Origin of the sequence: Bradyrhizobium nitroreducens (assembly GCF_002776695.1) — a bacterium.
Lineage (GTDB): Bacteria > Pseudomonadota > Alphaproteobacteria > Rhizobiales > Xanthobacteraceae > Bradyrhizobium > Bradyrhizobium nitroreducens.
This window is the reverse complement of sequence record NZ_LFJC01000003.1, coordinates 1,339,936-1,363,541: the sequence shown is the minus strand read 5'-3', so window position 1 is coordinate 1,363,541 and position 23,606 is coordinate 1,339,936. Positions and strand designations below refer to the sequence as shown.

At 63.8% G+C, this 23,606-nt stretch carries 23 protein-coding genes; 10 read left to right on the top strand and 13 right to left on the bottom strand.

Features of this window, described 5'->3' with window-relative positions; genetic code table 11:
- Positions 1–162: 162 nt before the first annotated feature.
- Positions 163–513, bottom strand: a complete 351-nt coding sequence (locus tag TSA1_RS06865) for a zinc ribbon domain-containing protein YjdM (protein ID WP_100175688.1) — start codon at positions 511–513, stop codon at positions 163–165.
- 212 nt (positions 514–725) lie between these two features.
- Here TSA1_RS06865 and TSA1_RS06860 point away from each other — a divergent pair, with 212 nt between their 5' ends.
- From TSA1_RS06860 to TSA1_RS06840, 5 genes are all read left to right on the top strand, one after another.
- Positions 726–1,085: a c-type cytochrome gene (locus TSA1_RS06860; protein WP_174718787.1), complete on the top strand. Its 360-nt coding sequence runs from the start codon at positions 726–728 to the stop codon at positions 1,083–1,085.
- Positions 1,086–1,319: 234 nt separating this feature from the next.
- Positions 1,320–1,742, top strand: coding sequence for a VOC family protein (locus tag TSA1_RS06855; RefSeq protein ID WP_100175687.1), 423 nt, complete (start codon positions 1,320–1,322; stop codon positions 1,740–1,742).
- A gap of 124 nt (positions 1,743–1,866) precedes the next feature.
- Positions 1,867–2,502, top strand: coding sequence for a cell envelope biogenesis protein TolA (locus TSA1_RS06850; RefSeq protein ID WP_100175686.1), 636 nt, complete (start codon positions 1,867–1,869; stop codon positions 2,500–2,502).
- Positions 2,503–2,665: 163 nt separating this feature from the next.
- Complete coding sequence (locus tag TSA1_RS06845) at positions 2,666–3,202, top strand: helix-turn-helix domain-containing protein (RefSeq protein ID WP_100175685.1); 537 nt, start codon at positions 2,666–2,668, stop codon at positions 3,200–3,202.
- Positions 3,203–3,444: 242 nt separating this feature from the next.
- On the top strand, positions 3,445–3,726 hold the full coding sequence (locus tag TSA1_RS06840; protein WP_100175684.1) for a hypothetical protein: 282 nt from the start codon (positions 3,445–3,447) through the stop codon (positions 3,724–3,726).
- A 55-nt stretch (positions 3,727–3,781) separates the two neighbouring features.
- Here TSA1_RS06840 and TSA1_RS38775 read toward each other — a convergent pair whose 3' ends face one another.
- Positions 3,782–4,147, bottom strand: a complete 366-nt coding sequence (locus tag TSA1_RS38775) for a hypothetical protein (RefSeq protein WP_145984278.1) — start codon at positions 4,145–4,147, stop codon at positions 3,782–3,784.
- Positions 4,148–4,230: 83 nt separating this feature from the next.
- On the opposite strand from TSA1_RS38775, the gene TSA1_RS38770 reads away from it, so the two are divergent.
- Positions 4,231–4,482 carry a nucleotidyl transferase AbiEii/AbiGii toxin family protein gene (locus TSA1_RS38770; RefSeq protein WP_145984277.1) on the top strand — a complete coding sequence of 84 codons (252 nt, stop codon included), beginning with the start codon at positions 4,231–4,233 and terminating at the stop codon, positions 4,480–4,482.
- A 36-nt stretch (positions 4,483–4,518) separates the two neighbouring features.
- Here TSA1_RS38770 and TSA1_RS06830 read toward each other — a convergent pair whose 3' ends face one another.
- Positions 4,519–6,084: a GMC family oxidoreductase gene (locus TSA1_RS06830; RefSeq protein ID WP_100181006.1), complete on the bottom strand. Its 1,566-nt coding sequence runs from the start codon at positions 6,082–6,084 to the stop codon at positions 4,519–4,521.
- Positions 6,085–6,648: 564 nt separating this feature from the next.
- On the opposite strand from TSA1_RS06830, the gene TSA1_RS06825 reads away from it, so the two are divergent.
- On the top strand, positions 6,649–6,915 hold the full coding sequence (locus TSA1_RS06825) for a DUF2312 domain-containing protein (RefSeq protein ID WP_100175683.1): 267 nt from the start codon (positions 6,649–6,651) through the stop codon (positions 6,913–6,915).
- A gap of 206 nt (positions 6,916–7,121) precedes the next feature.
- Here TSA1_RS06825 and TSA1_RS06820 read toward each other — a convergent pair whose 3' ends face one another.
- Entirely contained in the window at positions 7,122–7,637 is a 516-nt protein-coding gene (locus TSA1_RS06820) for a ParB N-terminal domain-containing protein (RefSeq protein ID WP_100175682.1), read from the bottom strand.
- Between the two features lie 164 nt (positions 7,638–7,801).
- Between TSA1_RS06820 and TSA1_RS06815 the strand changes: the two genes are divergently transcribed.
- Complete coding sequence (locus tag TSA1_RS06815) at positions 7,802–8,365, top strand: type 1 glutamine amidotransferase domain-containing protein (RefSeq protein WP_100175681.1); 564 nt, start codon at positions 7,802–7,804, stop codon at positions 8,363–8,365.
- A 285-nt stretch (positions 8,366–8,650) separates the two neighbouring features.
- On the opposite strand, the gene TSA1_RS38765 is transcribed toward TSA1_RS06815, so the two are convergent.
- From TSA1_RS38765 to TSA1_RS06800, 3 genes are all read right to left on the bottom strand, one after another.
- Positions 8,651–10,468 carry a hypothetical protein gene (locus tag TSA1_RS38765; protein ID WP_145984276.1) on the bottom strand — a complete coding sequence of 606 codons (1,818 nt, stop codon included), beginning with the start codon at positions 10,466–10,468 and terminating at the stop codon, positions 8,651–8,653.
- A gap of 9 nt (positions 10,469–10,477) precedes the next feature.
- Entirely contained in the window at positions 10,478–11,251 is a 774-nt protein-coding gene (locus TSA1_RS38760; RefSeq protein WP_145984275.1) for a hypothetical protein, read from the bottom strand.
- Between the two features lie 204 nt (positions 11,252–11,455).
- Positions 11,456–15,226 carry a vitamin B12-dependent ribonucleotide reductase gene (locus TSA1_RS06800; protein ID WP_100175678.1) on the bottom strand — a complete coding sequence of 1,257 codons (3,771 nt, stop codon included), beginning with the start codon at positions 15,224–15,226 and terminating at the stop codon, positions 11,456–11,458.
- A gap of 765 nt (positions 15,227–15,991) precedes the next feature.
- Between TSA1_RS06800 and TSA1_RS06790 the strand changes: the two genes are divergently transcribed.
- On the top strand, positions 15,992–16,888 hold the full coding sequence (locus TSA1_RS06790) for a DMT family transporter (protein WP_100175677.1): 897 nt from the start codon (positions 15,992–15,994) through the stop codon (positions 16,886–16,888).
- Positions 16,889–16,893: 5 nt separating this feature from the next.
- Here the strand turns inward: TSA1_RS06790 and TSA1_RS06785 are convergent, their stop codons facing one another.
- From TSA1_RS06785 to TSA1_RS06770, 4 genes are all read right to left on the bottom strand, one after another.
- On the bottom strand, positions 16,894–17,379 hold the full coding sequence (locus tag TSA1_RS06785) for a DoxX family protein (RefSeq protein ID WP_100175676.1): 486 nt from the start codon (positions 17,377–17,379) through the stop codon (positions 16,894–16,896).
- 76 nt (positions 17,380–17,455) lie between these two features.
- Complete coding sequence (locus TSA1_RS06780; RefSeq protein ID WP_100175675.1) at positions 17,456–19,714, bottom strand: CHASE3 domain-containing protein; 2,259 nt, start codon at positions 19,712–19,714, stop codon at positions 17,456–17,458.
- Positions 19,711–20,127, bottom strand: a complete 417-nt coding sequence (locus TSA1_RS06775; RefSeq protein ID WP_100175674.1) for a response regulator — start codon at positions 20,125–20,127, stop codon at positions 19,711–19,713. The genes TSA1_RS06780 and TSA1_RS06775 overlap by 4 nt, the downstream gene beginning before the upstream one ends.
- Before the next feature lie 244 nt (positions 20,128–20,371).
- A complete protein-coding gene (locus TSA1_RS06770) occupies positions 20,372–20,992 on the bottom strand; it encodes a BA14K family protein (RefSeq protein ID WP_100175673.1) in 621 nt (206 codons plus the stop codon).
- A 242-nt stretch (positions 20,993–21,234) separates the two neighbouring features.
- On the opposite strand from TSA1_RS06770, the gene TSA1_RS06765 reads away from it, so the two are divergent.
- Entirely contained in the window at positions 21,235–21,642 is a 408-nt protein-coding gene (locus TSA1_RS06765) for an NADH:ubiquinone oxidoreductase subunit NDUFA12 (RefSeq protein ID WP_100175672.1), read from the top strand.
- Positions 21,643–22,055: 413 nt separating this feature from the next.
- On the opposite strand, the gene TSA1_RS06760 is transcribed toward TSA1_RS06765, so the two are convergent.
- Positions 22,056–22,733 carry a glutathione S-transferase family protein gene (locus TSA1_RS06760; protein WP_100181005.1) on the bottom strand — a complete coding sequence of 226 codons (678 nt, stop codon included), beginning with the start codon at positions 22,731–22,733 and terminating at the stop codon, positions 22,056–22,058.
- A 142-nt stretch (positions 22,734–22,875) separates the two neighbouring features.
- On the bottom strand, positions 22,876–23,562 hold the full coding sequence (locus TSA1_RS06755) for a DJ-1/PfpI family protein (RefSeq protein WP_100175671.1): 687 nt from the start codon (positions 23,560–23,562) through the stop codon (positions 22,876–22,878).
- Between the last annotated feature and the right edge of the window lie 44 nt (positions 23,563–23,606).

Here is a 23,606-nt window from a genome sequence, read left to right as displayed (position 1 = left end):
CAAGCCAGCCCCGGGTCGTGAAAATCGATACGCGCTGCAAACGCCTGCCCGGCACGTCGAAGCTTATACCGATTTTTCGGCGGGTTAAGAGGGATTGTGCGTTCCGGAGCTGGAACCGGCGTTAGCCTTACCGCGGGCGGCTGGGCCACCCCGTCCGCGCGCTCAAGCCTTCCGCACGAACTCCGACTTCAAGTTCATCGCGCCGATGCCGTCGATCTTGCAGGCGATGTTGTGGCCGTCGCTGGCGTCCTGGAGGCGGATGTTGCGCACCTTGGTGCCGCCCTTCACGACCGAGGAGGAGCCCTTGATCTTGAGATCCTTGATCACGATGACGCTGTCGCCGTCGGCGAGCACGTTGCCGTTGGCATCGCGCACGCCAGCCTCCTGCGCGGCATTCGCGGCCGCCTCCACCGTGCCGCTCCATTCATGGCCGCATTCCGGGCAGACCCAGAGATCGCGGTCCTGATAGGCGTGCTCGGAGTTGCAGGCGGGGCATTTCATCGCGTCAGTCATGGCAGGTCTCATCAAGCGCTTCGTTCGCGGCGCGACCGTAGGGGCCGGAACCAGGAAAGCAAGGGAAAGCTGCGGAAGCCGGGAAGGGCGATCCGTCGAAGGTGCGATATCACCGAAACGGCGCGGCGGCGCGCTGTTGATGCAAATCAACCTCGGCCGCTCGGCCCGTTCTAGGCTTTACCCGTCGGCAAGCCACGACGGGGAATCGCGCGATGTCGCACAGTGCTCGTATCTACATCGGCCTCGCCATCCTCATTGCGTTGTCGGTGCTGTTTCTGTTCAGCGTCGTCCACACCGCTGCCGGGGCCCCGAGGTCCGGTCCGCGCGCGGTCGCCGAAGGGCATCGCCTGGCGCAGGCGTGGTGCCAGACCTGTCACGCCGTCGAGCCGCGCATGGCCGGCTTCTTCGATGAAGCCCCGAGCTTCCAGGCCATCGCCGACCGCAGCGGCACCACCGCGCTGTCGCTCAAGGTGTTCTGGCGGACCAGCCACCAGAACATGCCGAACCTCGTGATCTCGCCGGAGCAGTCGGACGTGCTGTCGGCCTACATCCTGAGCCTGCGCGGCAGGTGAGGGCCCCCCGAGGCCATTTTTGCGAAAACAACCCCATGCACAGTAGACATGTCCTTGATAAGGCTGTCTATTTCGGTTAAGTCGAATGTTCGATTAAGCAGAATTGAGCTTGCGGCGTCGGGCAAAACAGGGGCGGGCCGGCGCACATGGCCGTGCGGGCGTGCGGCATCATCCCGGATTGCGCTGTGCGCCGTCCGGGCTAGGTTGTCGCGGCCATCCGCAGACGGGCCCGCCATGTCTTTCCTCCTCAACATCGATGTTCCCGACGTGGCGCAAGCCACGCGCTTCTACACCGCCGCCTTCGGCCTCACCGTCGGCCGCCGCTTCGGCACCGATTTCGTCGAGCTGCTCGGCTGGCCCGCGCCGGTCTATCTCCTGACCAAGCAGGCTGGCACGTTGGGGGCCGGCAGCGACCACCGCCGCTATGCGCGGCACTGGACGCCGCTGCATGTCGACGTCGTCGTCGAGGATGTCGATGCGGCCGTCGAGCGCGCGCTGCGCGCCGGCGCGATCCTGGAGGCACCCGCGCGCGATGCGCCGTATGGCCGGATCGCGATGCTGGCCGATCCGTTCGGGCACGGGTTTTGTCTGCTGGCGTTCAGCGAGAAAGGGTATGACGCGCTGTTGGCAAGTAGCCCGGATGGAGCGCAAGCGTAATCCGGGAGTTCACCCCTCCAAGGCAAAACCCGGATTGCCGCTTCCGCCTTCGCTCTTCGAGCTACGGCGGACAAGCCGCTCCATCCGGGCTACGCTGCGCTCGCAGCCGAGATCACGGGACGACATGCCGGCAAAGCCGAAACGGAAGCTGAAGACCTACCAGACCTCGCTCGGCTTCTATGACCAGGCGGTGGCCGCGCCCTCGATGAAGGCGGCGCTTCAGGCCTGGGGCGCAAGCTCCAATCTGTTCCATCAGGGCGCCGCGAAGGAGACCGACGATCCCGATATCGTCGCGGCGACGCTGGCAAGGCCGGGGGTCGTGCTCAGGCGCCCGGTCGGATCGGACGGCCCGTTCACCGAAAGCGCCGAGCTGCCGACCGATCTCGCCGATGATGACGCCAGGCCGAGACGCAAGACCCGGAGCAAGATACGGCCGGCCAAGGCCGCCAAGACACCATCCGGCAAGACCGACACTCAGGCCGCCCGCAAGGCCGCCGCGGCATTCGAGAAGGAGGAGCGGCGGCGCGAGGCTGCGCGTGCCAGGGAGGAGGCCGCCCGCGCCAGGGCGCGCGCGCGTCGCGACAAGGCCGTCGCCGCGGCCGAGGCGGCAATGGACAAAGCGAGGCGGCAGCACGAGGCGAAGGCCGAGGAGATCGAAGCCGCGCGCGCCGTGCTCGACGACCGCGCCGAGGCCGAGCAGGCCCGCTGGGACAAGCAACGGGCGAAGCTCGAACAGGCCCTGCGCCGCGCGCGTGCGTAGGGCCTCGCTGCGATCGACGAGCTCGCGGGAGCATTTCCTTTACCATGCCATCCGGTCCCGGCCGAGGCGGCTTCCGGTTAGGAGTTGCAGGAAAGTTCTGCGCTATCCTGGCCCCGATTTCGGCAGGGTTGGAAACGTTGCCGCGAGCTTTCACGGAGCTGTCATGAGCGATCATCGCGCCGCCGTCAGGCACAACACCTTGCGCACCGGCATCGTCGAATTCGACAACGGGGCCGGCAGCACCGTCAGCGTGCCCTGCACGATCCGCGATGTCTCCGCCACCGGCGCGCGGCTTTCGCTCAACAGCTCGGCATGGATCGCGGAAGATTTCACGCTCGTTTTCGCGAGCGGCCTGCGCAAGGCCTGCCGCGTCGCCTGGCGCAAGGAGCGGCTGGTCGGAGCTGCGTTCGCCGACGGCTATGCCAGCGTGGACGAGCAGGCCGCCATGATGACCGCGGACGAGCAGGCCCGGCACCGCCTCGGCATCGGCGCGCGCGTCAGGTGCGCGCGCGAGATGCGCGGCTACACGCAAAGCCAGCTCGCCGAACGCCTCAGCGTCACGCCCGCCTTCGTGGGCGAGGCTGAGCAGGGCGAGGTGGACATTCCGCTGTACCAGCTGATGCACATCGCCGATTTGCTGATGGTCGGTCTCGACGGGCTGGTGGCAGGGCCCGTGCCGGAGGAGGTCGACGCGGCGTAGGGCTACGCTTGCGGAAACGCCCGAGCGAGCGCCTCGTCCTTCGAGACGACCGCTTCGCGGTCTCCTCAGGATGAGGCTGAGCGGCGTCGTGCCTGTTGAAGCTGTTGCCGCGCACGCCGCCTCATCCTGAGGAGCCCGCTTCAAAGCGGGCGTCTCGAAGGATGGCCGCGGAAAAACTCGCGCGAAATTTGCTTGCCTTGCCTGACGTCCTTTTGCACTCTCGCTGCGAAGGAGACCAACGCATGACAAAGATGACCGTCGCCTGCGCGCTCGGAACCGCCCTCGTGCTGGGCGGCCTCGCAACATCCGCTGCCGACGCCCGCACGCGCAAAGCCGTCGTCGTTCGCGCGCCACAGGAGCGCCTCGTCGTCACCGCGCCCGTGCTGCGGCCGACGCCGTGGGATTACAACGTCGTTCCGCGCTATCGCTATCGCCCTGAGGACGACAAGGTCGATCCTTACGGCCCGCCGCTGGTGCCGTCCTATGTCCGCTACGAGGGTTGGCGCTGGCCGTATTGGTGGTGAGCGTCTCCGACGGGACAACTGACCATTCGCAGCCCGGATAAACGATCTGTCCGGGCTACGCTTGACGCGCCCTGACCGCCGTCCGCCGCCGCGTGAGGGGCGCGCTTTCCTGGTCCCCGAGGCCGGTGGCGCGATCGCTTAAAAAATCTAGTAATCTCAATGGCATATCCAGTCGCGGGCGGCGGCGGTCAACAATCGGGCCGAGGCGCCGGTTGAGGCTTTCGCCGAACGGCACCATATTGCTGGAATGTTGAAAGACGCGTTCGAGAACCTCACGGCGGCCGTCACGACGATCAACACGCCGATGCCTGCCAGCATCGACGAAGGAACTCTGCTGGCATGTCTGAAGGGGGAGATTTCCGAGCGAAAAATGGCGCGTGTACGTGCAGGCGTTGTTCGACGAGGTCGATGTATCCGTCATCCACAATCTCGTCGTTGACCGTATCGTGACGTTCGGCGAGTTGTTGAAGGCCATCGACGCCTGGCAGGTCACGGAGTCCGAGAATGAAAGATGGGTCAGGGAGATGGCTTCCTTCGAGGTGGGAAGATCTCCTGCAGAAGGCGCTGGACGCGCTCGATAGTCTGGAGGGCGGCGCCGGACCGTGGACGTTCGGCGGCGGCACCGCGCTGGCACAGATCCTGGATCATCGCATCAGCTACGACGTCGATATTTTCCTGGATTCGAGCAACGACCTGAAGAACCTCGCGCCAAATACGAACCCGGTGACGAAGTCGCTGTGCGATAGTTGGCAATGATTTGTGCTTGATGCATATCGCTTCGCTCCATCCATGCTACGCGCTCTTCAACCGCTCCGCCATGCACTCGGCGATGGCGACCGTGGTCAGGTGGGTATTTGCGCGCGGCACTTCCGGCATGATCGAGGCATCGATCACGCGCAGGCCCGTGCAGCCGATCACCCGGCAGTCGGGATCGACGACGGAACGCGGATCGCTGGCTGCGCCCATGCGGCAGGTGCCGCTGGCGTGCTGGGCATCGCTGCACTCGGCGAACAGCCAGTCATCCAGCTCGGCATCGCTGAACGGCTCGGCCATGGAGCGGCCGCTGTTGCCGTAGTCGACGCGGGATGCGATCTCGGTCACGGCCGGTTGCAGGCAGATGTCGCGCAGGCGGCGGACGCCGTCGCGCATGCGTTCGAGGTCGCGCGGATCGGACAGCATGCGTTCCTCGACCGCAGGGTCGGCCTCCGGGTCGGTCGTGGTGATGCGGACGTGGCCTTGGCTGAAGGCCTGATAGACCGATACGGCGATGCGTCCCAGCGAGACCACGGCCAGCGCCTGCGGCGTGCGGGCGAGATTGCCTGCGATCATGATCATGTCGTTGTCGCCGGCGCCCGCAAGCCCCGACGAATAGCGCAGGCAGCAATTGGTGTGCCGGTGCATCAGCGTCGAGACCTGGCGGTCGTCGCGCAAATGCAAGAGCGCATTGACAATCGGATGGTCCAGCAGGTTCTCGCCGACCGGCAGGTCGGCGCGGACCGGAATGCCGAGCCGCTCCAGCAGCGCGGCGGGGCCGATGCCGGAGCGTTGCAGGATGGCCGACGAATGGATCGCGCCGGCGCAGAGGATCACCTCGCGCGCGGCGCGGGGCGTATAGGACTGGCCGCTGACGCGAACGCGCACGCCGCTGGCGTGCAGCCGGTTGCCCTCGAACACGATGGTGTCGACCAGCGCGTTGCCGACGATGGTGAGGTTGGCGCGGCCGCGCACCGGCTCCAGATAGCCGTCATTGGTGGAGATGCGCAGGCCCGCTTCGCTGTTGATCGCATAGGGCGAGACGCCGGTGCCCTCGGGGGCGTTGTGGTCCTCGCACCAGTCATAGCCCAGCGCCAGCGCCGACGACCGCAGCGCCCGGTCGACATTGCCCCAATCCGGGATCGGCGCGCGATACACCGGGATCGGACCGCGGTCGCCGTGATAGGGCGCATCAGGGAAATTCTTGTCGGTCTCGAGCTTGCAGAAGAACGGCAGCATCTCGTCCCATGACCAGCCGGTGCAGCCCGCGTCCGCCCAGCGGTCGAGATCATCGGGGATGGCGCGGATCGCGATCTGGCCGTTAATGGTCGAGCTGCCGCCCATCGCACGGCCGCGCCAGAGCAGCAGCGGCTCTTGCCGTTCGGTGCGCCGCGCGAGCAGCTTCGGCCAGCGGAAATCGTCATCGCCGATGGCGCGCATCGGGTTCGGGATGCGAATATGCTCCGGCGTGGTCGCCGTGCGCAGATCCTGCCCGGCCTCCAGCAGCAGCACGCGATGGGTGGAGTTTTCGCTGAGCCGCGCGGCCAGGGTCGCGCCGGCGGAGCCGCCGCCGATGACGATGGTGTCGTAGTCCTGCTCAAGCATTTTCGCTTGCTCCATTCCCCGCGCATCATTCTACGCGCTCTTGAACGCGACCCGGCGATGTCGCGTCGTTATCACGACGCGCGGTGTCGATCACCGCGCCGCGTGGCCAACACATAGATCATTGCGCGAGACCGTTTCCAGCCATCCCGCGCACAAAGTTGCGGCGGGGCAGCGATGATAAAACGCGCAGAAAGAGGGGCAGCGCAACCGTCGCGTCGAGATTGCCGCGCAAGGCCGGGAGCAGATCTCAACGGCATGGAGCCCGTCATGCGCGGCGGGGCTTTCGCATATGACTTGTTGCGGCGGCCTGCGCTCACGCCTCGTCCTTCGAGACGGCGCTAACGCGCCTCCTCAGGATGAGGCTCATGGACGTCAGTGCCTGTTGAGACTGGTGCCGCACATTCAGTCCTCATCCTGAGGAGCCCGCCTCAAGCGGGCGTCTCGAAGGATGGCCGCAGGGAACGCTCTCATCTGCGATAGCCCTGTGATGCGCGGGCTGTGAGGTTAACACATTGGTTAGATCTTTGCGGTCATTTTCGCGACCTCAGTCAGCGAGGAGACACCATGTCCGACATCACCATTCCCGGCGGCAAGATCCGTTCCTTCGTCGAGCGGATCGAGAACCTCGACACGGAGATGCAGGAGTTGAGCGAGCAGAAGAAGGAAGTCTTCGCGGAAGCTAAGGGCGACGGTTTCGACGTGAAGATCCTCAAGGAGATCATCAAGCTGCGCAAGGAAGACAAGAACGAGCGCGACGAGCGGGAAAGCCTGCTCGACCTCTACATGCGCGCAATGGAGACGGCCGCGCCGGAGCAGGCGAAGGCGGCGTGAGACGGTCAGGTTGATCGGTGAGGAAGAGACGGTCGCGATCCCCGGGATTGCGGCCGTCATGCGGTGGCAACGACCCAAGGTAAAGCACCGTCATTCCGGGGCGCGCGAAGCGCGAGCCCGGAATCCATTGCGCCACGCGTCGTGCCATCAGATGGATTCCGGGCTCACGCCCAAGCGGGCGCGCCCCGGAATGACGGCGTCGGTCATCAATAGCGGCTGCCGCTGCTCTTCTGCTGGGTGATCCAGTCCGACAATGATTTCGGTTTCGCTTTCACCATCCGGACGGGTGATGCCTTCGCATTGTCGCGGACGCCCTTCGTCGGGCCGGTGCGCGTCGCCTGCGATGCGCCTGCGCCCTTCGAGGCCGCCGTCGCTGCCTCCGCGGCTTCCTTCTCGAGCCGCAGCTGCTTCAATCGCGCCATCTTGAGGCGCTCCGCCTCGACTTCGGGGCGTTCGGCGAGCAGCGGCTTGGCTTGAGCAAGCTCGGCCGGGACCACGACCCCGAGAATGGTCGTCTCGCCGAGCGCCTTGCAGGCCTCCAGCCGATGCAGTCCCTCGACCAGAACGAGCCGGTCTCCATCGAGCCTGATGGAAATGGGGGTCTGTTGCCCGATGTCCAGCATGCTCTCCGCGATCTCCGCGACGGTCTCGGGCTTAAGCGCCTTTTTCTGCTTCGTGGGAACGAAGATCTTCTCGATCGGGAAGGTTTCCGGTTTGGGCATAATGTGACTCCGCTTCTACCGGGCCCGTCGGAACGCATGCCGGGGGAGTCAGGAGTTTAGGGGGGAAGAGGTCGACCGCAAAGGCAATTCGGCGGCTGGGTGCGAGGAACGAATGCAGAAGCGTTCGATTGACCGGCATCACCTCACGCTCAAAGGAGACACGGATGGAACTGTCCGGAAAGAAGATCGCGATTCTGGCCACCAATGGCTTCGAGCAATCGGAACTCGAAGTGCCGCGCGACGCGCTCAAGGCGGCCGGTGCGACCGTGGAGATCATCTCGCTGCAGCCCGGCGAGATCAAGGGTTGGGACAAGAAGGACTGGGGCCGCCCCGTCAAGGTCGACAAGACCCTCGATCAGGCCACTGCTGCCGACTATGACGCGCTCGTGTTGCCCGGCGGTCAGATCAACCCCGACCTGCTGCGCGTCGAGCCCAAGGCGCTTCAATTCATCAGAAGCGTCTTCGATGCCAAGAAGGTCGTCGCCGCGGTCTGCCATGCGCCCTGGCTGCTGGTCGAGACAGGGATCGCGAAGGGCCGCCGGATGACGTCGTACAAGTCGATCAAGACCGACGTCGCCAATGCCGGGGCAAAGTGGGAGGATTCGGAGGTCGTCGTCGACCAGGGCGTCATCACCTCGCGCAACCCCGGTGACCTCAAGGCGTTCAGCGCGAAGATCATCGAAGAGGTGAAGGAAGGGCGCCACATGCAGCGCAGCAGCGCGGCGTAGCCACGATTGCGGTGACGGTGCACTGGATCGACGCCATCCCGCCGCGGTCGTGGTGGAGGGGCGACAGCGAGTGATTTAGTGCACTGGCACCGTAATACGCAAGGGACATTAGGATGAGTTGAGTTATAGCGAACCCATCAATAGCCGTCGCGACATGATGGATTTCGCAAGGGCTCAATCCATTACGGACTCAACGGCCTGCTTTTCCACGAAGGAGGTGTTTGCTGCGCAGTGGCGAAGCTGAAAGGGCTTGCGGCATGACAGCGGCCGCACAATGAAGGGTCCCTATTTCCAACGAGGGCGTGGGGGCGACGACATCCGTCCCTCGATAAAAGTGTCAAGAAGAGAGTAGTGGAATACTGCAATTCGGCTGCGCCAATAGTGCTCGACCGCCGACGTGCTTGTCGCAAAGTTCGTCAGAACAAAACGCTTCTTGGCGCTCAGGTTCCTTCGAACCATATCGGCTGCATGATCGAGAGCGCGCTCGGATGACGCGAGGCCAATCGCAATAAGCCCACCTTGGGCAAACTCACCATAAACGACTGCTTCCATCTCACGGAGGATTGAGAAACCTCTGCTATGAAGCAATTCAAGGCAAAATTCTCGGTGTCTCCGTTCATCTGCTGCGACGAGCCGCACTCCAAATCCGAGAAGCGTCGCTGCGGCCCTTCGATTAGTTGAAACAACGGACATTGTTTCGTTGAGGGTAAACTCGGCGGCCCGGTCTAAGAACGAGAGGACATGTGCATTGTCGACAACAGACAGTGGGCCAACTACTACCAAGCGTTGACCAAGGTGCAGCGGCAGTCGTTCATTCAACGACGTTTGTACAGCCCGCCGCAATAAGTCCTCAGTCGGAGTGGCTCTATTTCCGTGAGATCGTCCCACCAAGCCAAATCCATCTCGCGGAAAGACAGAGAAAAATTCGGCGGCCGTCGTCGGCGCACCGGAAGCCCAAACGACCTGCATTATTCCATCAACGCACGCCTTCACGTAGGTCGCCGCTCGGCTGGATGCGGCAAGCCGTGGCGCTGGCCCCGTGGGCATTTGAAGCACATGATTGCCGATGACAAAAATGTAGTCAAAGGCAGGGCGAAGTGTATCGAGCAGCCGTAGGTCCAATTTGTGTCCGCGACTTACGCCAAACGTTATTGGCAGCGTAACGATCGCGATCTTCACCGATTGGCTAGGACGCGCGCGGACGAACTTGGTTGCCCTATCAATCGTCGCTAGATTGGTGTTGACTACACAGAACGTCACTAAGGGCCATTTTGATGAAGGGCGACTGCCTTTGCTGACCCACGGTGGGATAAGTCGTCGAATTCTGTGATAGGTGCGTCCGGACTTGGTAGCCATTTCGCCAATGCCTGTGAAGGGCGCCAACTCACCATACGGTTCGTCGAAAGTGGGTGCCCGGCTTGATGTGGGCTTTGACGCGCTCAAAAACCGAAAAGCATAAGCGTCAAACCCAAAAGTACTTCCTAGAGAGATCGTATCTGTTAGAGCTTTCCCGCCGAGGCTTGAAACATGCTCACGTACTTCCTCGGGAAGCTCCAACAGCATTGTATGTCCGTCGCCGACTAGCCGAACGTGCTCTAACTCTTGGCTAAGATGCTTTGGAATAGCTTGCGCAAGCTCCCTCTTTGCCACCGGCAGTAATACGCTGCAATCGCGCCAGATGGCAGCTGAAAGCTTGGATCGATGTCGCATCAGATCATAGGACTTGAGCAGAGCTTTAATGTACTGGCTGCGAGCACTGCAAAATCTGGCAATCTCGCTTTCTATTAGTGGGAAATCAGAAAATTTGTTGGCCTGGAGCTCTTGATGCAGTTCCAGCTTCATTGTGGCGAAATCGCAAAAACGAATATCACCCATCAAAGACCGAAATCCCCAGACGGCTTGGTCTCCGGTGTTAATTTCGATCTTTAGAGAACTGTGTTCATGGTCATTGCCTACATCTATTTCGGAAAACGAAATGACGTGGTTGTCGCCGTCAATATTTTGAATGAGGCTGTGGTTGCTGCCTGGACGATCGACCAGAACCGGAATGACAAACGACGGCACGTCTCGAGCGATAATCAGACATCCATTAAGGATAGGCATCGCCTGATCTCATTTCATTAAGCCAGATCGGCGATAGTACTCGAAGCAAAGATCGAAGATCTTGGTTACGTATTCTGATGGTCGTTGGCGATCGATTTGCGGGTAGGGCAGAGCTTCAATCTTCGACCGTGTCAGCTTCGATTGAATGAACGGACTACAGTACAGCGTATCGGGCAGAATAATTGCCTCAATGGCGCCGTCGATCGCGAGCGGTCCCTCGAATTGCAGTTCTATGCCCGAGACCCGGTTGTCCATCGTATTGCTAAGGCGCTGGCTGATCAGGGCAAGATAGCTTTTGGCTTCTAGTTCAGATGGATCAAGAGATACTGCCGGCGCGGATCGAGCTCGCAAATATGCATCAGCAGATTCGAAAAACAGAGAAATCACCCGGCCTGGGGTGTCGGTATTCGGCTCAAGGCCGAAATCGTCGAGTCTCATATCTTTGTGAAACGCGTCTGCATATAAAGCTCTGTGAAATCCGCCGCTGTCGAACGGAAATATTCTTTTAATGGGAGCAACAGCGTTTGATCGAAAGAGTATGCAGACTGGAAGGTAGTGATCTAGCCCGGTGGCGCCTTCATTGGAGTTGATGCGGTACGACGGACGTCCGTAGAAAAAGTAAAGTAATGGCTCGCCTTTGAAGACGTCGCATTCGCGTGGCTCTAAGACGCCGTCTTCGAGAACGTTTGTCATTCGATAAACGTCTGTCGTGTGCACGAGCGGCAGATAGGGCGTGGCGGCAGGCTGCTTTTGAATGAGATTTCTTAGACGTTGCCTAGGCATGGTCAATCTATGCATGAAAGCTGGTCTGGACGCCTGTGCGCTCTGATTGATCAGTCATAATGTACCGTCAAAATTAAACGGGCTCAGCACGCTAAAGCCTCTCAACTATCGATTGCAATAGGCCGTTTGATCTAACTGAAGAAAAAGGGGCCCGCTATAGCGGGCCCCTTCTAGACCAGTCGGCAATGAAGAGCACCTATGGTCTCACGAACACCCCGTCGTGCTGCCGCAAGTATCGCACTTCATACACGTGCCATTCCGCACCAGCGTGAAGTTGCCGCACTCGCTGCACATCTCGCCCTCGTAGCCCTTCGCCTTGGCTTCCGCGCGGCGCTCGGCCTTGCTGGGGGCCGCAACCGCGGCGCTGCCGGCCTTGCTCCACTGAAGTTGCTCCAGCTTCTCCGTGGGGGAGAGGTCGTGCTGGACGTCCTGCTTCAGGGCGACGGCGCCTTCGAGGGCGTCGCCGACACGGGCTGACGCACCGTGGGAGGCGAGGGCGGTGACCTTGCTGCCGCCTGACGGAGCGCTGTCGTTGCCTTGCGCGACCGCGGCGCTGCCGCCGCGCATCACCACGAGGTTGTCGGTCCGCGAGCGGGTGAGGCCGCGCGAGACCAGGCGGGTGGCGTGGTGGCCGCCGTCCTCGTCCGGCTCCTTGCCTTCCTCGACGCCCTTGCCGAGCGCGTCGAAGCCGGTCTCGTTGGGATCGACATGGGCGAGGTCGAAGCGCGACATGTAGCTCACCGCGAGCTCGCGGAAGACGTAGTCGAGGATCGAGGTCGCGTATTTGATGCTGTCGTTGCCTTGCACGGGGCCCGCCGGCTCGAAGCGGGTGAAGGTGAAGGCATCGACATACTCGTCGAGCGGCACGCCGTATTGTAGACCGAGGGAGACCGCGATCGCAAAATTGTTGATGAAGGAGCGGAGCGCGGCGCCTTCCTTGTGCATGTCGATGAAGATCTCGCCGAGACGGCCGTCGTCATATTCGCCAGTGCGCAGGTAGACCTTGTGGCCGCCGACGACCGCCTTCTGGGTGTAGCCCTTGCGGCGATCCGGCATCTTCTCGCGCTCGCGCATCACGATGATGCGCTCGACCAGCTTCTCGACGATCTTCTCCGAGACCTGCGCGGTGCGCGCCGCCATCGGCTTGTCGTGGAAGGCCTCGACCGCATCGTCCTCGTCCTCATCGTCGCTGATGAGCTGCGAGTTCAGCGGCTGCGAGAGCTTGGAGCCGTCGCGATAGAGCGCGTTGGCCTTCAGCGCGAGCTTCCACGACAGCATGTAGGCGGACTTGCAGTCCTCCACCGTGGCGTCGTTCGGCATGTTGATGGTCTTGGAGATCGCACCCGAGATGAAGGGCTGCGCCGCCGCCATCATGCGGATGTGGCTCTCGACCGACAAATAGCGCTTGCCGATCTTGCCGCAGGGATTGGCGCAGTCGAACACCGGATAGTGCTCGGCCTTGAGGTGCGGAGCACCTTCCACCGTCATCGCGCCGCAGATGTGGACGTTGGCCGCCTCGATCTCGCGCTTGGTGAAGCCGACGGCCTGGAGCAGGTCGAAGCCGGGGGCTGCGATCGCCTCGGCACCGATGCCGAGCTGGTCGCGGATGAAGTCCTCGCCAAAGGTCCATTTGTTGAAGGCGAACTTGATGTCGAAGGCGGTCGGCAGGGCCTTCTCGACCTTGGCGATGGCTTCATCGGTGAAGCCCTTGGCCTTCAGCGTCGAGGCGTTGATGCCGGGGGCGTTGGAGAGCGAGCCGTGGCCGACGGCGTAGGCCTCGATCTCCGCGATCTCAGCTTCGCGATAGCCGAGCGCACGAAGCGCGGCCGGCACCGCCCGGTTGATGATCTTGAAGTAGCCGCCGCCGGCGAGCTTCTTGAACTTCACCAGCGCGAAGTCGGGCTCGATGCCGGTGGTGTCGCAATCCATGACGAGGCCGATCGTGCCGGTCGGCGCGATCACCGTGGTCTGGGCGTTGCGATAGCCGTGCTTCTCGCCGAGCTCGAGCGCCGCATCCCAGGCCGCCTGAGCGTGGCTGACGAGGTCTGGCTGCGGGCAGGAGACGAGGTCGAGCGGCACCGGGTTGACGCTGAGCGCCTCGTAGCCGTTGGACTGGCCGTGCGCGGCGCGGCGGTGGTTGCGGATCACGCGCAGCATGTGCGGCGCGTTCTTCTTGTAGCCGGGGAAGGTGCCCAGTTCAGCAGCGATTTCCGCGGAGGTCTTGTAGGTGATGCCGGTCATGACGGCGGTCAGCGCGCCGCAGAGCGCGCGGCCTTCCTTGGAGTCATAGGGCAGGCCCATGGTCATCAGCAGGCCGCCGATATTGGCGTAGCCGAGGCCGAGCGTGCGGAACTCGTAGGAGAGCTCGGCGATCGCCTTCGACGGGAACTGCGCCATCATCACGGAGATTTCGAGCACGACGGTCCAGAGCCGGCAGAGGTGCTCGTAGCCGGCGACGTCGAACCGCTTGGTCTCGGTGTTGTAGAACGTCAGCAGGTTCGCCGAGGCGAGGTTGCACGCCGTGTCGTCCAGGAACATGTATTCCGAGCACGGATTGGAGGCGCGGATGTCGCCGGACGCCTTGCAGGTGTGCCAGTCGTTCATGGTGGTGTTGAAGTGCAGGCCCGGGTCGGCCGAGGCCCAGGCGGCGTAGCCGATCTTCTCCCAGAGGTCGCGCGCCTTCAGCGTCTTCGTCACCTTCTTGGAGGTGCGGGCGTTCAGATTCCAGTCGCCATCGGTTTCCACGGCGCGCAGGAAGTCGTCCTTCAGCGAGACCGAGTTGTTGGAGTTCTGGCCGGAGACGGTGAGATAGGCTTCGCTGTCCCAGTCGGTGTCGTAGGTGTCGAACGCGATGTCCTTGTAGCCCTGCTTGGCGAACTGGATGACGCGCTTGATGTAATTGTCAGGCACGAGGCTGCGGCGCGCGAGCTTGATCTCGCGGCGGAGGGCAGGGTTCTTCTCGGGGTCGAAGCAATCGTCGCCCGAGCCTTCGCAGTTGACGCAGGCCTTCAGCACCGCTTTGAGGTGCTTCTGGTTGATCTTGGAGCCGGTGACCAGCGCAGCAACCTTCTGCTCCTCCTTCACCTTCCAGTCGATATAGGTCTCGATGTCGGGGTGATCGACGTCGACCACGACCATCTTGGCGGCGCGGCGCGTGGTGCCGCCCGACTTGATCGCGCCGGCGGCGCGGTCGCCGATCTTGAGGAAGCTCATCAGGCCGGACGAGCGGCCGCCGCCGGAGAGCTTCTCGCCTTCGCCGCGCAGGCGGGAGAAGTTCGAGCCGGTGCCGGAGCCGTATTTGAACAGGCGGGCCTCGCGGACCCAGAGGTCCATGATGCCGCCCTCGTTGACGAGGTCGTCACCGACGCCCTGGATGAAGCAGGCGTGCGGCTGCGGATGCTCGTAGGCCGACTTGGACTTGGTCAGCTTGCCGGTGAAGGGGTCGACGTAATAGTGGCCCTGGCCGGGGCCGTCGATGCCATAGGCCCAGTGCAGGCCGGTGTTGAACCATTGCGGCGAGTTCGGCGCGACCATCTGCATGGCGAGCATGTAGCGGAGCTCGTCATAGAAGGCCTGGGCGTCGTCGTCGCTCGTGAAGTAGCCGCCCTTCCAGCCCCAATAGGTCCAACAGCCGGCGAGGCGGTCGAACACCTGCTTGGCCGAGAGCTCGCTGACATAGCGTTCCTTCTCGGGAAGCGCGGCGAGGGCCTCGGTGTCGGGCACGGAGCGCCACAGGAAGGAGGGGACGGATTCCTCCTCGACCTTCTTCAGGCGCGCGGCAACGCCGGCTTTGCGGAAATACTTCTGGGCGAGCACGTCGGAGGCGACCTGCGACCACGCGGTCGGGACCTCGACGCCGTCAAGTTTGAACACGACCGAGCCGTCGGGATTCCTGATCTCCGACGTGGTCAGCCGGAAATCGATCCCGGCGTAAGGTGACTGTCCCGAAGTGGTGTGGCGCCGCTCAATCCGCATCGTCTTGCCCCGTCCTATTCTTTGACCGGTCGCCTCCGTTCAGGCGTGCCGGGTCGACATTTCGTTTCGCGGTGCCCCTTTGGCCATTGGCCGTAGGGCTCCGCAGTTCAGCCGGTGGACCCGGCCCTGTTTTTTCCCGGCGCGATGGCGCGATGCGTGCATCGATCCATCCCGCCGGCATATCCACACCCATCCGCCCCCAAGGGGATGTGCGCGACATGCGTTCAACGCCCCACTGTCACAACGTCTACCGATGCCATCCGAGCCTGTTGCCGGCCCGTTCTGGCGCCCGAAGAGTCCGCCTTTCGAGGACAGACAAGCCCTCATCCGCTGCCTTTGGCTGGCTTGGCGGAGTGCCGATTTGCGAGACCCTTTGGGGGAGTGCCGGCGGGACGCAAACTCACTCGCGCCGAACGGACCGAAAGCTAGGACTCTCCGTTGCGCCCGTCAAGAACTAGTGCGAGTTCCTGAATCAAATACTAAATGTGGTGGATTGTGGGGGATAACAGGGGGCCTAGCCGCACCTGTTGTGGAGGCAAGTATCGGTGAGTCCTGAAGGATTCCCAACTGGAAATATTTGCATCCCGTGATGCTGCGGGCGCTTCATCCCGCTGTTCACAGGGCAGGTATATTTTTGGGCGCAGGGATTGCGTCAGCAGGACTCACGTAGCCCTACGGAAGGTGAGGGCAGGCATGCCCGCCGAGGTGGTGGTTAAGGGTGCGAATCCGCGCCAAGCTGACCGTAAGATTTTGCCGGATACCCCCATGCTTGATTCGACTCGGCCGGTGCCGCGACCGCGCATCGCCCCGGCCGGCCTGATGTTCCTCGCGATCACCTCGATCGGCTGGGGTTTCAATTGGCCCGTGACCAAATTCCTGATCGGCGAGCTCCCGCCGTTGACCTTGCGCGGGGTGACGGGGGTGCTCGGCGCGATCCTTCTTGCGCTGCTGGCACTGGTTCGCCGGCAGAGCCTGAGGGTCGAGCCTGGAATCTGGCCGCGCCTGCTCACCGCCGCCGTGCTCAACGTCACCGGCTGGATGGTGCTGATGGGCCTGGCGCTGCTCTGGCTGCCCGCGAGCGAGGCGGCGCTGATTGCCTATACGATGCCGGTCTGGGCCTCGATCATCGCCTGGCCGGTGCTGGGCGAGCGCCCCACAGTGCTGCGCACGCTGGGGCTGGTGATGGCCTTCGTCGGGCTCGCCTCGATCATGGGCGGCAACGGCATCGCCGCCAGCGTCGAGAAGCTGCCGGGCATCATCATGGCGCTCGCGGGCGCGCTCGGCTTTGCCGTCGGCACGGTGTTCTCCAAGAAGTATCCGATCAAGTTGCCGCCGATCACGGCTGCGGCCTGGCAGATCGGCATCGGCTGCCTGCCGATCTCGATCATCGGCCTCTTGGTCGAGACCTCGCATTGGGACAAGGTGACGCCGGTCGGCTGGTGGCTGCTGGTCTATTCGACCGTGGTGCAGTTCTGCATCGCCTATGTCAGCTGGTTCGCAGCGCTGGCGCGCCTGCCGGCCTCGGTCGCCGCGATCGGCACCATGGCGGTGCCCGTCATCGGCGTCGTCGCCTCGGCGATCGCGCTGCACGAGCCGCTGGGACCGGGCCAGATCGCCGCGCTGATCTTCACGCTGGCGGCGGTGGTGCTGGCGACGCGGTGAGCGAACTACTCCGCAGGTGCCATCCGCACCGCGCGGCCGCCGACCTCGACGGCGTGCTTGCGTGCGCTCGCCCAAGTCTTCCAGGCGTGGACGGCGACCCCCAGCGAGCAGATGCCCCAGAACACCGGATATTCGTAGCCGCCCGTGTTCCAGGTCCAGCCGAACCCTTTCACGACCTGGAGCGAGTAGACGGCTACCGCCATCAGCGCGACCGAGCCGAGCGCCGCGAAGCGCGTGCAGATGCCGAGTGTCAGCGCAATGCCGATCGAGATTTCGGCGGCGGCAGCGAGGTAGACCCATGCTTCCGGCGGCGACATGCCGGCGGCAGCGAAGAATTTGACGATGGGCGGATTGAGAACGCCAAGGCCGATGAACTTTGAGGCGGCATGCGGAAAATAGAACGCGCCGCATGCGATGCGGACGATGTTCTCCATCTTCGTGGGATCGAAATTGTCTGCTTTGATCCGGAAATCGTCGGGCGAAATGATCATGACTGTTCTCCTTGCGGAAAACATTGGGCTCGAAAGGCGCAATGCGCCTTGATGCAACTCAAACGCCTGGTGCGCTCTAGGTCTGGCGCGGCTCTCCGGCGCCCAGCGCCTTCCGGATCATCTCCGCCAGCTGGCTTCTCCGATACGGTTTCGTCAGCAGCAGCACGCCGTCGTCGAGCTTGCCGTGATGGACGATGGCGTTGTCGGTGTAGCCGGAAGTGTAGAGCACTTTCAGGCCCGGCCGGCGCCTGGCCACCTCTTCGGCGAGCTCGCGCCCGCTCATGCCGCCGGGGATGACGACGTCGGTGAACAGCAGGTCGAAGGCCTGGCCGGCCTCGATCAAGTCCAGCGCGGCCTTGCCGTCGGGCGCGGCCACGGTCTTGTAGCCGAGGCTCTGGAGCTGCGCGGTGACGAAGTTGCGCACGAGGTTGTCGTCCTCGACGACGAAGATGGTCTCGGCGCCGCCCTCGACCTGCGGCGCGACGACGGGGGCAACCTCCGCGGTACCTTCGCCCGGGGGCAGATAGAGCTTGATCGTGGTGCCGTGGCTTTCCTCGCTGTAGATCTTGATGTGGCCGCCGGACTGCTTGACGAAGCCGTAGACCATGGAAAGGCCGAGGCCGCTTCCCTTGCCGACCTCCTTGGTGGTGAAGAAGGGCTCGAATGCCTTCTGCTGGGTGTCGGGCGACATGCCGGTGCCGGTGTCGCTGACGGCGAGCATGACGTAGGGACCGGCCACCACGTCCGCATGGGCCTGCGCGTAGGCCTCGTCCAGCACGACGCGGTGGGTCTCCAGCAGCAGCTTGCCGCCGTTCGGCATGGCGTCGCGCGCGTTGATCGCCATGTTGAGCACGGCATTGGTGAGCCGGGACGGATCGATATGCGCGGTCATCAGCCCCTGTTCCAGCACGGTCTCGATCTGGATCTGCTCGCCGAGGGTGGGGCGCAGGAGTTTTGCGATGTCGGCGATCGCGGCGTTGATCTCGACGTTGCGCGGCTGCAGCGGCTGCCGGCGCGCAAAGGCAAGCAGATGCTGGATCAGCTCGGCGCAGCGCTCGGCGGCGTCGTCGATCAGCCGCGCCACGCGCTGCAGCTCGGGCTGCTGCTTCAGGCCCTCCACCAGCAGCTCGGTGTTGCCGGAGATCACGGTCAGCATGTTGTTGAAGTCGTGTGCGACGCCGCCGGTCAGCTTGCCGATCGCATCCAGCTTCTGCGACTGGTACAACTGCCGCTCGGTCTCGCGTGACATGGTCGCGTCGTGATAGACCAGCACCGCTCCGGAAATGTCGCCTTGCCCGTCCAGCATCGGCCTGCCGCTGATCATGAGATGACGCGGAGGATTGCCGCTGTGCGGGCGGACGATCATCTCCATGTCCTCGAACTTCTCGCCGCGCAATACGCGCACCGAAGGCAGCTCGTCGGCCTCCATCGGCGTGACGCCGTCGCCGTGAAACACCTCCGACATCGCACGCAGATTGCGCAGGTTCATGCCGGTGCGATGCAGCAGCATGCGCTCGGCGGCCGGATTGGACAGCAGGACATTGCCCTCGGCATCGATCACCAGCACCGCCTCGGCCATGCTGTGAAACGTGCTCTGGAGCACGTTGACCGACAAACGCAGCTCGTCATGCGCGGTCACCAGATGCTCGGTGCGCTCGGCCACCGCCGCTTCGAGCGCCTGCTTGGCGGCCGTGGTCTCGCTCAGCGTGCTCTGCAGCTGCCCTGTGGCGCGCCGGCTCTCGCGCATCACCAGGGCGACCAGCATCAGGATCAGCACGGCGCCGGCGACGTCGATGCCGAGCAGCACGATGCCGGTACGGCGCGAATCCTGGGACCGCGCGGCGAGCAGGCGTTCCTCCTCCGCGCTCAGATGGTCGAGATTGGCCATTACCGTGTCCATGAGGCCGCGGCCCTCGGCCTTGCCGTTGAGCGCGGCAATGCCTGCCTCGTCGTTCGCGGCACGCAGGCGCATCGCCGTCGCGGCGATCTCGACGCGACGCAGCGCGAGCGGTTCGATGCTCTCCAGCAGCGTGACCTGATCGGGGTTGTCGCGCAGGCCGCGCTTGAGCTCGGCAAGGGCCGGCGCGATCTCGGCGTGGACCGCCTCGAACTCGGCGCTGAAGCCCGGGCTGCGGTAGAGTTCAAAGCCGCGCGCGGCACTCTCGGCGCGGCGCAGCAGCACGCGCAGATCGGAGATCTTCTTCTGCACCTGGACGGTATGGTTGACCCAGGCCGCATCGGACCGCGACTTGACGTCGAGGGCGATCGAGGCTGCGGTGATGATCAGGAGGATGGCAAGTCCAGCACCGAGAATGACGCGCTGCGTTGGAATCAAGGGGCTTCTTTCTTGTCCTTCGGCTGCGCGCTCTCGCCCGTGAGGCATTCCCGGATCGTGGTCAGCAGCGTTTCGGGCGTGAACGGCTTGCGCAGGCACCGCGTTGCGCCCAGCTCGAGCGCCATGCGGAGGAAATCGGGAGAGGGCGAGGCGGATGATGCGAAGGCGTAACCGGACATCGCGATCAGCGGAGTAGCCGGCGCGCGTTCATGAAAGATGCGGATCGACTCGAAGCCGCGCATATGCGGCATGAAGATGTCGACCAGCATCACCTCGAACGTCTGCGCTTCCAGCGCAGCCAGTCCTGTTTCACCACCGTCGGCCAGCGTGACGTCGAAGCCCTGACGTTGGAGGAGGACCTCGATGGTCGCGCCGACCATCGGATCGTCATCAACCACGAGAATACGCGGCATGACACTTCCCAGTAGATCGAAGTCCCCACTGTCACTGGTGATATCCGCGAATCGTGGGTCGGGTCAATTTTGGATTGGATCAGGGGAGATATGCACGGTGCGGTGAATACGGGTCCGTTTACGTCGATTTGTACGCATCATCGCCGGCGGCGGCCCGATATGGGCGCCATCGCCGTGACGGATGAATGCGCGAAAAAAGGCGTCGCAGCGCTGCGACGCCTTCCTTCAAACGTGTGCTGAGCAGTTACGGGCAGGGATGCCGCTGGCCGTCATAGCCGAGATAGGTGCCCGAAGCAGGGTCGTACGACTTGTAGCGCTGCGCGCAATACGCCGTGGAATCGCCGCCGCTATCGGGGACCACCGCCACTGACGGCTCATCGTAGTAGCTGTCGCCATAGTAGTAGGGGTCGTCATAATAGCCGCCGCCGTAATAGGCGTAGGAGCCCAGGCCGCCGATCGCCGCGCCGGCCGCAAAGCCCGGCCAGAACCCGCCGCGGCGATGGTGGTGATAGCCTCCACCGTGCCAGTTGTTTCCGCCGTTCCAGTTGCCGCTGCGGCCCTGCCAGGTGCCGCCGCTGGCGGCTGCGAAGTTACGGGCTGCGCCACCGGTGAAGGACGTGCCGCCGCTCGGACGGGCCGCTGCGCCGGCCGCGAAATTGCCACCACCCCCGTGGAAGGCGGCGCCGCCGCCACCCATTCGCGCACCGCCGCCGAAGCCGCCGCCGCCCATGCGCGCGCCGCCACCGAAATGCGCGCCGCCGCCGCCACCACCACGACCGCCATGGCCCTGTGCGAAGCTCGGCGTTGCCAGCGGGAGAACCAAGGCCACCGCCGCAGCGGCACTCAAGACTTTCAGACTTTTCATGATTAAAACTCCTTTTCCCGGAAGCAAACCCTATGAGAAGGCCGGGGTTCCTTGGATCACGCCAGTTTGCGCGTCGATGGAGCCTCGCTCGCGTCCGCTGTACCCGGCATGAATGGATCGCGTCCGATTTGCGGCAGCGCCTGGACCGGTCATCACATCTGCGGAGGCACCGCTGCCGCCGCCGACTGGACATTTCGCCGCCCGGATGGCATCAGGGCCCGACGAAGCAGGGCCCTTGCCGCATGAAACAGTTCTTCCTGAAGTTCTTCACCTGGTGGAATGGCCAGACTTTTGGCACCCAGCTCTGGACCAAGCGGTACGGGGAGTTGGTCGGCCAGGATGAGCAGGGCAATCTCTACTATCGCACCCGCGGCGGGGCGGTCGATCCGACCCTCGGCTTCGAGCGGCGCTGGGTGGTTTACAACGGCTATGCCGAGGCGAGCCGGATTCCGCCGTCCTGGCACGGCTGGATTCATCACGTCGTCGACGTGCCGCCGACGCAGGACAACTACCAGCCGCGCGAGTGGGAGAAGCCGCACCAGCCGAATCTCACCGGCACGGCAATGGCCTATCGTCCCTCGGGCTCGACCCTCGCCAGCGGCAAGCGGCCCAAGGCGACCGGCGACTACCAGCCCTGGACCCCTGGCTAGCTTCAGGCCAACGCGCCAGCCGCCATCGTCGACGTCAGAAGCGGATGCATATGCATCCGCGCCAACAGCTGTGGACAACGGGAACAGCGGGGACGGCGCATGCGCGGCCGTTGCACCAACGCGAGCGATGCGGCTCAATGATCCCATCTTACGGAGATGGGAGACCATCGCGTTCGGTTCGGGCAACAGTTCGCGACTGTCCCGAGATGCAGCGGCCGCCGAGGAAGGACTCGATCGGGAGATAGGCCCCCGGTCTGGAAGCTCCGACATCGCCCGATGGGAATGTGCAGCCGCCGTAAGACAGGAAAGGCCGCTTGGGAAACCGAGCGGCCTTTTTCTGTTGGGGACTTGCGCGACGTCTCGTGCCCCGGACGCAGCACTTCCCACACCGCGCGCCCTGGACATGGAGGCGATCAACGGCCGGCGCTTTCCGCTTCGCAGCGATTCAGATGAAGCGGTGACGAGTTGCCGGCCGGCATCATCTCATAAGGCGGCTTCCAGCCCGGCAGCTCCGTGACACGCCGGCGCCAGTCGTCAATGGCGGGGAAGGCGGCCGCAAGATCGAAGCCTGTCTCCTCGGCCGGATAGTAGAGGTAGCCCAACAGCGAGAAATCGATGATCGTCGGGCGGTCGCCCAGCATGAAGCGGCGGTCGGAGAGGTGACGTTCCACGATCGAGAAGGCGCTTTCGGTGCGCGCACGCAGGTAGGCCAGCACGGCCGGATGGCACGGCTCCGGCACGAAGCATCGCTGAAACCGGTGCTGCGCAAAGCTTGACGTGAATTTGTGATTGTCGAACAGCAGCCAGCGCATCGTCTCGAAGGTCTCCTGGCGGGTCGGAGCGAACACGCCGTGAGTCTCGGCGAGCCACATCAGGATCGCACCTGACTGGCTCATATGCCGGCCATCGACTTCGAGGACAGGAATTTCGCCCATGACGTTGGCTGCGGCCCGCCAGTCAGAAGTGCGGGTCTCACCGCCAGCGAAGTCGACACCGACCGGCTCCCAGTCGAGCCCGGCGCAGTTGAGGAAGAGGGCAACCTTGAATGAATTGCCCGAGGCTCCGACACAATGCAGCCGGTACCGCGCCATGGTCAGATCCTCCCTTGCGCGCGCGGCCGGGAGGCCGGAGCGGCGCACGAGGCGGATTGTCGCGGCAGGCTCCTGCCAACGTCATGTCAGCAGTCCGGTGGTCCAGAGCGTTTGTGCGGCGCCCAGGACACGAGAGTGGAGATTAAGCGACCCGTTCCGCCGCGCGCTTCACGGCCTCGAGGCGCCGCGCCTGGTTTTGCGCGCCCCGTTCCTTCAGCAAGGCCATCACTTCGGCCGATGCCGTATCCGGCGAGCCGGAGTTGAACGGCGGGGCGGGGTTGTATTCCATCTGGAGCTGGATCGCTTCCGCCGTGGTGCGATCGACCAGGATCGACACCAGCGTCAGCGCGAAATCGATGCCCGCGGTGACGCCGCCGCCGGTGATGCGGTTGCGGTCGATGCAGACGCGCGTCTTCGTTGGCGTCGCGCCGAACTGGCTGAGCATCTCCATCGCGCTCCAATGGGTGGCGGCACGGTAGCCCTTCAGCAGGCCGGCGGCGCCGAGCGCCAGCGATCCCGTGCAGACCGAGGTCACGTATTGTGCGCCCGCGGCCTGCCTGCGCAGGAAGCCGAGCACCTCCTCGTCGTTGAGCAGATCGTTGGTGCCGCCGCCGCCCGGCACGCAGATCACGTCGAGCTGCGGGCAGTCCGCGAACGTCGTGGTCGGCGTCAGTGTCAGCACGGAATCGCTCGACACCGGCTCGATCCGCTTCCAGATCAAATGCAGCTTCGCACCGGGCACCATGGCGAACACCTGCAAGGGACCGGTGAAGTCGAGCTGGGTGACGCGCGGAAATATCAGGAGACCGATCTGGAGCGGTGACGACATCGGCGGATCCTTTCAAAGATGAGCTTGACGCGCGCAGAATGGCA

Excerpts from the sequence above, each read along its gene's own strand:
- TSA1_RS06865 (WP_100175688.1), bottom strand. The coding sequence starts at position 513 with ATGACTGACGCGATGAAATGCCCCGCCTGCAACTCCGAGCACGCCTAT.
- TSA1_RS06860 (WP_174718787.1), top strand. The coding sequence starts at position 726 with ATGTCGCACAGTGCTCGTATCTACATCGGCCTCGCCATCCTCATTGCG.
- TSA1_RS06855 (WP_100175687.1), top strand. The coding sequence starts at position 1,320 with ATGTCTTTCCTCCTCAACATCGATGTTCCCGACGTGGCGCAAGCCACG.
- TSA1_RS06850 (WP_100175686.1), top strand. The coding sequence starts at position 1,867 with ATGCCGGCAAAGCCGAAACGGAAGCTGAAGACCTACCAGACCTCGCTC.
- TSA1_RS06845 (WP_100175685.1), top strand. The coding sequence starts at position 2,666 with ATGAGCGATCATCGCGCCGCCGTCAGGCACAACACCTTGCGCACCGGC.
- TSA1_RS06840 (WP_100175684.1), top strand. The coding sequence starts at position 3,445 with ATGACAAAGATGACCGTCGCCTGCGCGCTCGGAACCGCCCTCGTGCTG.
- TSA1_RS38775 (WP_145984278.1), bottom strand. The coding sequence starts at position 4,147 with ATGACGGATACATCGACCTCGTCGAACAACGCCTGCACGTACACGCGC.
- TSA1_RS38770 (WP_145984277.1), top strand. The coding sequence starts at position 4,231 with ATGAAAGATGGGTCAGGGAGATGGCTTCCTTCGAGGTGGGAAGATCTC.
- TSA1_RS06830 (WP_100181006.1), bottom strand. The coding sequence starts at position 6,084 with ATGCTTGAGCAGGACTACGACACCATCGTCATCGGCGGCGGCTCCGCC.
- TSA1_RS06825 (WP_100175683.1), top strand. The coding sequence starts at position 6,649 with ATGTCCGACATCACCATTCCCGGCGGCAAGATCCGTTCCTTCGTCGAG.
- TSA1_RS06820 (WP_100175682.1), bottom strand. The coding sequence starts at position 7,637 with ATGCCCAAACCGGAAACCTTCCCGATCGAGAAGATCTTCGTTCCCACG.
- TSA1_RS06815 (WP_100175681.1), top strand. The coding sequence starts at position 7,802 with ATGGAACTGTCCGGAAAGAAGATCGCGATTCTGGCCACCAATGGCTTC.
- TSA1_RS38765 (WP_145984276.1), bottom strand. The coding sequence starts at position 10,468 with ATGCCTATCCTTAATGGATGTCTGATTATCGCTCGAGACGTGCCGTCG.
- TSA1_RS38760 (WP_145984275.1), bottom strand. The coding sequence starts at position 11,251 with ATGCCTAGGCAACGTCTAAGAAATCTCATTCAAAAGCAGCCTGCCGCC.
- TSA1_RS06800 (WP_100175678.1), bottom strand. The coding sequence starts at position 15,226 with ATGCGGATTGAGCGGCGCCACACCACTTCGGGACAGTCACCTTACGCC.
- TSA1_RS06790 (WP_100175677.1), top strand. The coding sequence starts at position 15,992 with ATGCTTGATTCGACTCGGCCGGTGCCGCGACCGCGCATCGCCCCGGCC.
- TSA1_RS06785 (WP_100175676.1), bottom strand. The coding sequence starts at position 17,379 with ATGATCATTTCGCCCGACGATTTCCGGATCAAAGCAGACAATTTCGAT.
- TSA1_RS06775 (WP_100175674.1), bottom strand. The coding sequence starts at position 20,127 with ATGCCGCGTATTCTCGTGGTTGATGACGATCCGATGGTCGGCGCGACC.
- TSA1_RS06770 (WP_100175673.1), bottom strand. The coding sequence starts at position 20,992 with ATGAAAAGTCTGAAAGTCTTGAGTGCCGCTGCGGCGGTGGCCTTGGTT.
- TSA1_RS06765 (WP_100175672.1), top strand. The coding sequence starts at position 21,235 with ATGAAACAGTTCTTCCTGAAGTTCTTCACCTGGTGGAATGGCCAGACT.
- TSA1_RS06760 (WP_100181005.1), bottom strand. The coding sequence starts at position 22,733 with ATGGCGCGGTACCGGCTGCATTGTGTCGGAGCCTCGGGCAATTCATTC.
- TSA1_RS06755 (WP_100175671.1), bottom strand. The coding sequence starts at position 23,562 with ATGTCGTCACCGCTCCAGATCGGTCTCCTGATATTTCCGCGCGTCACC.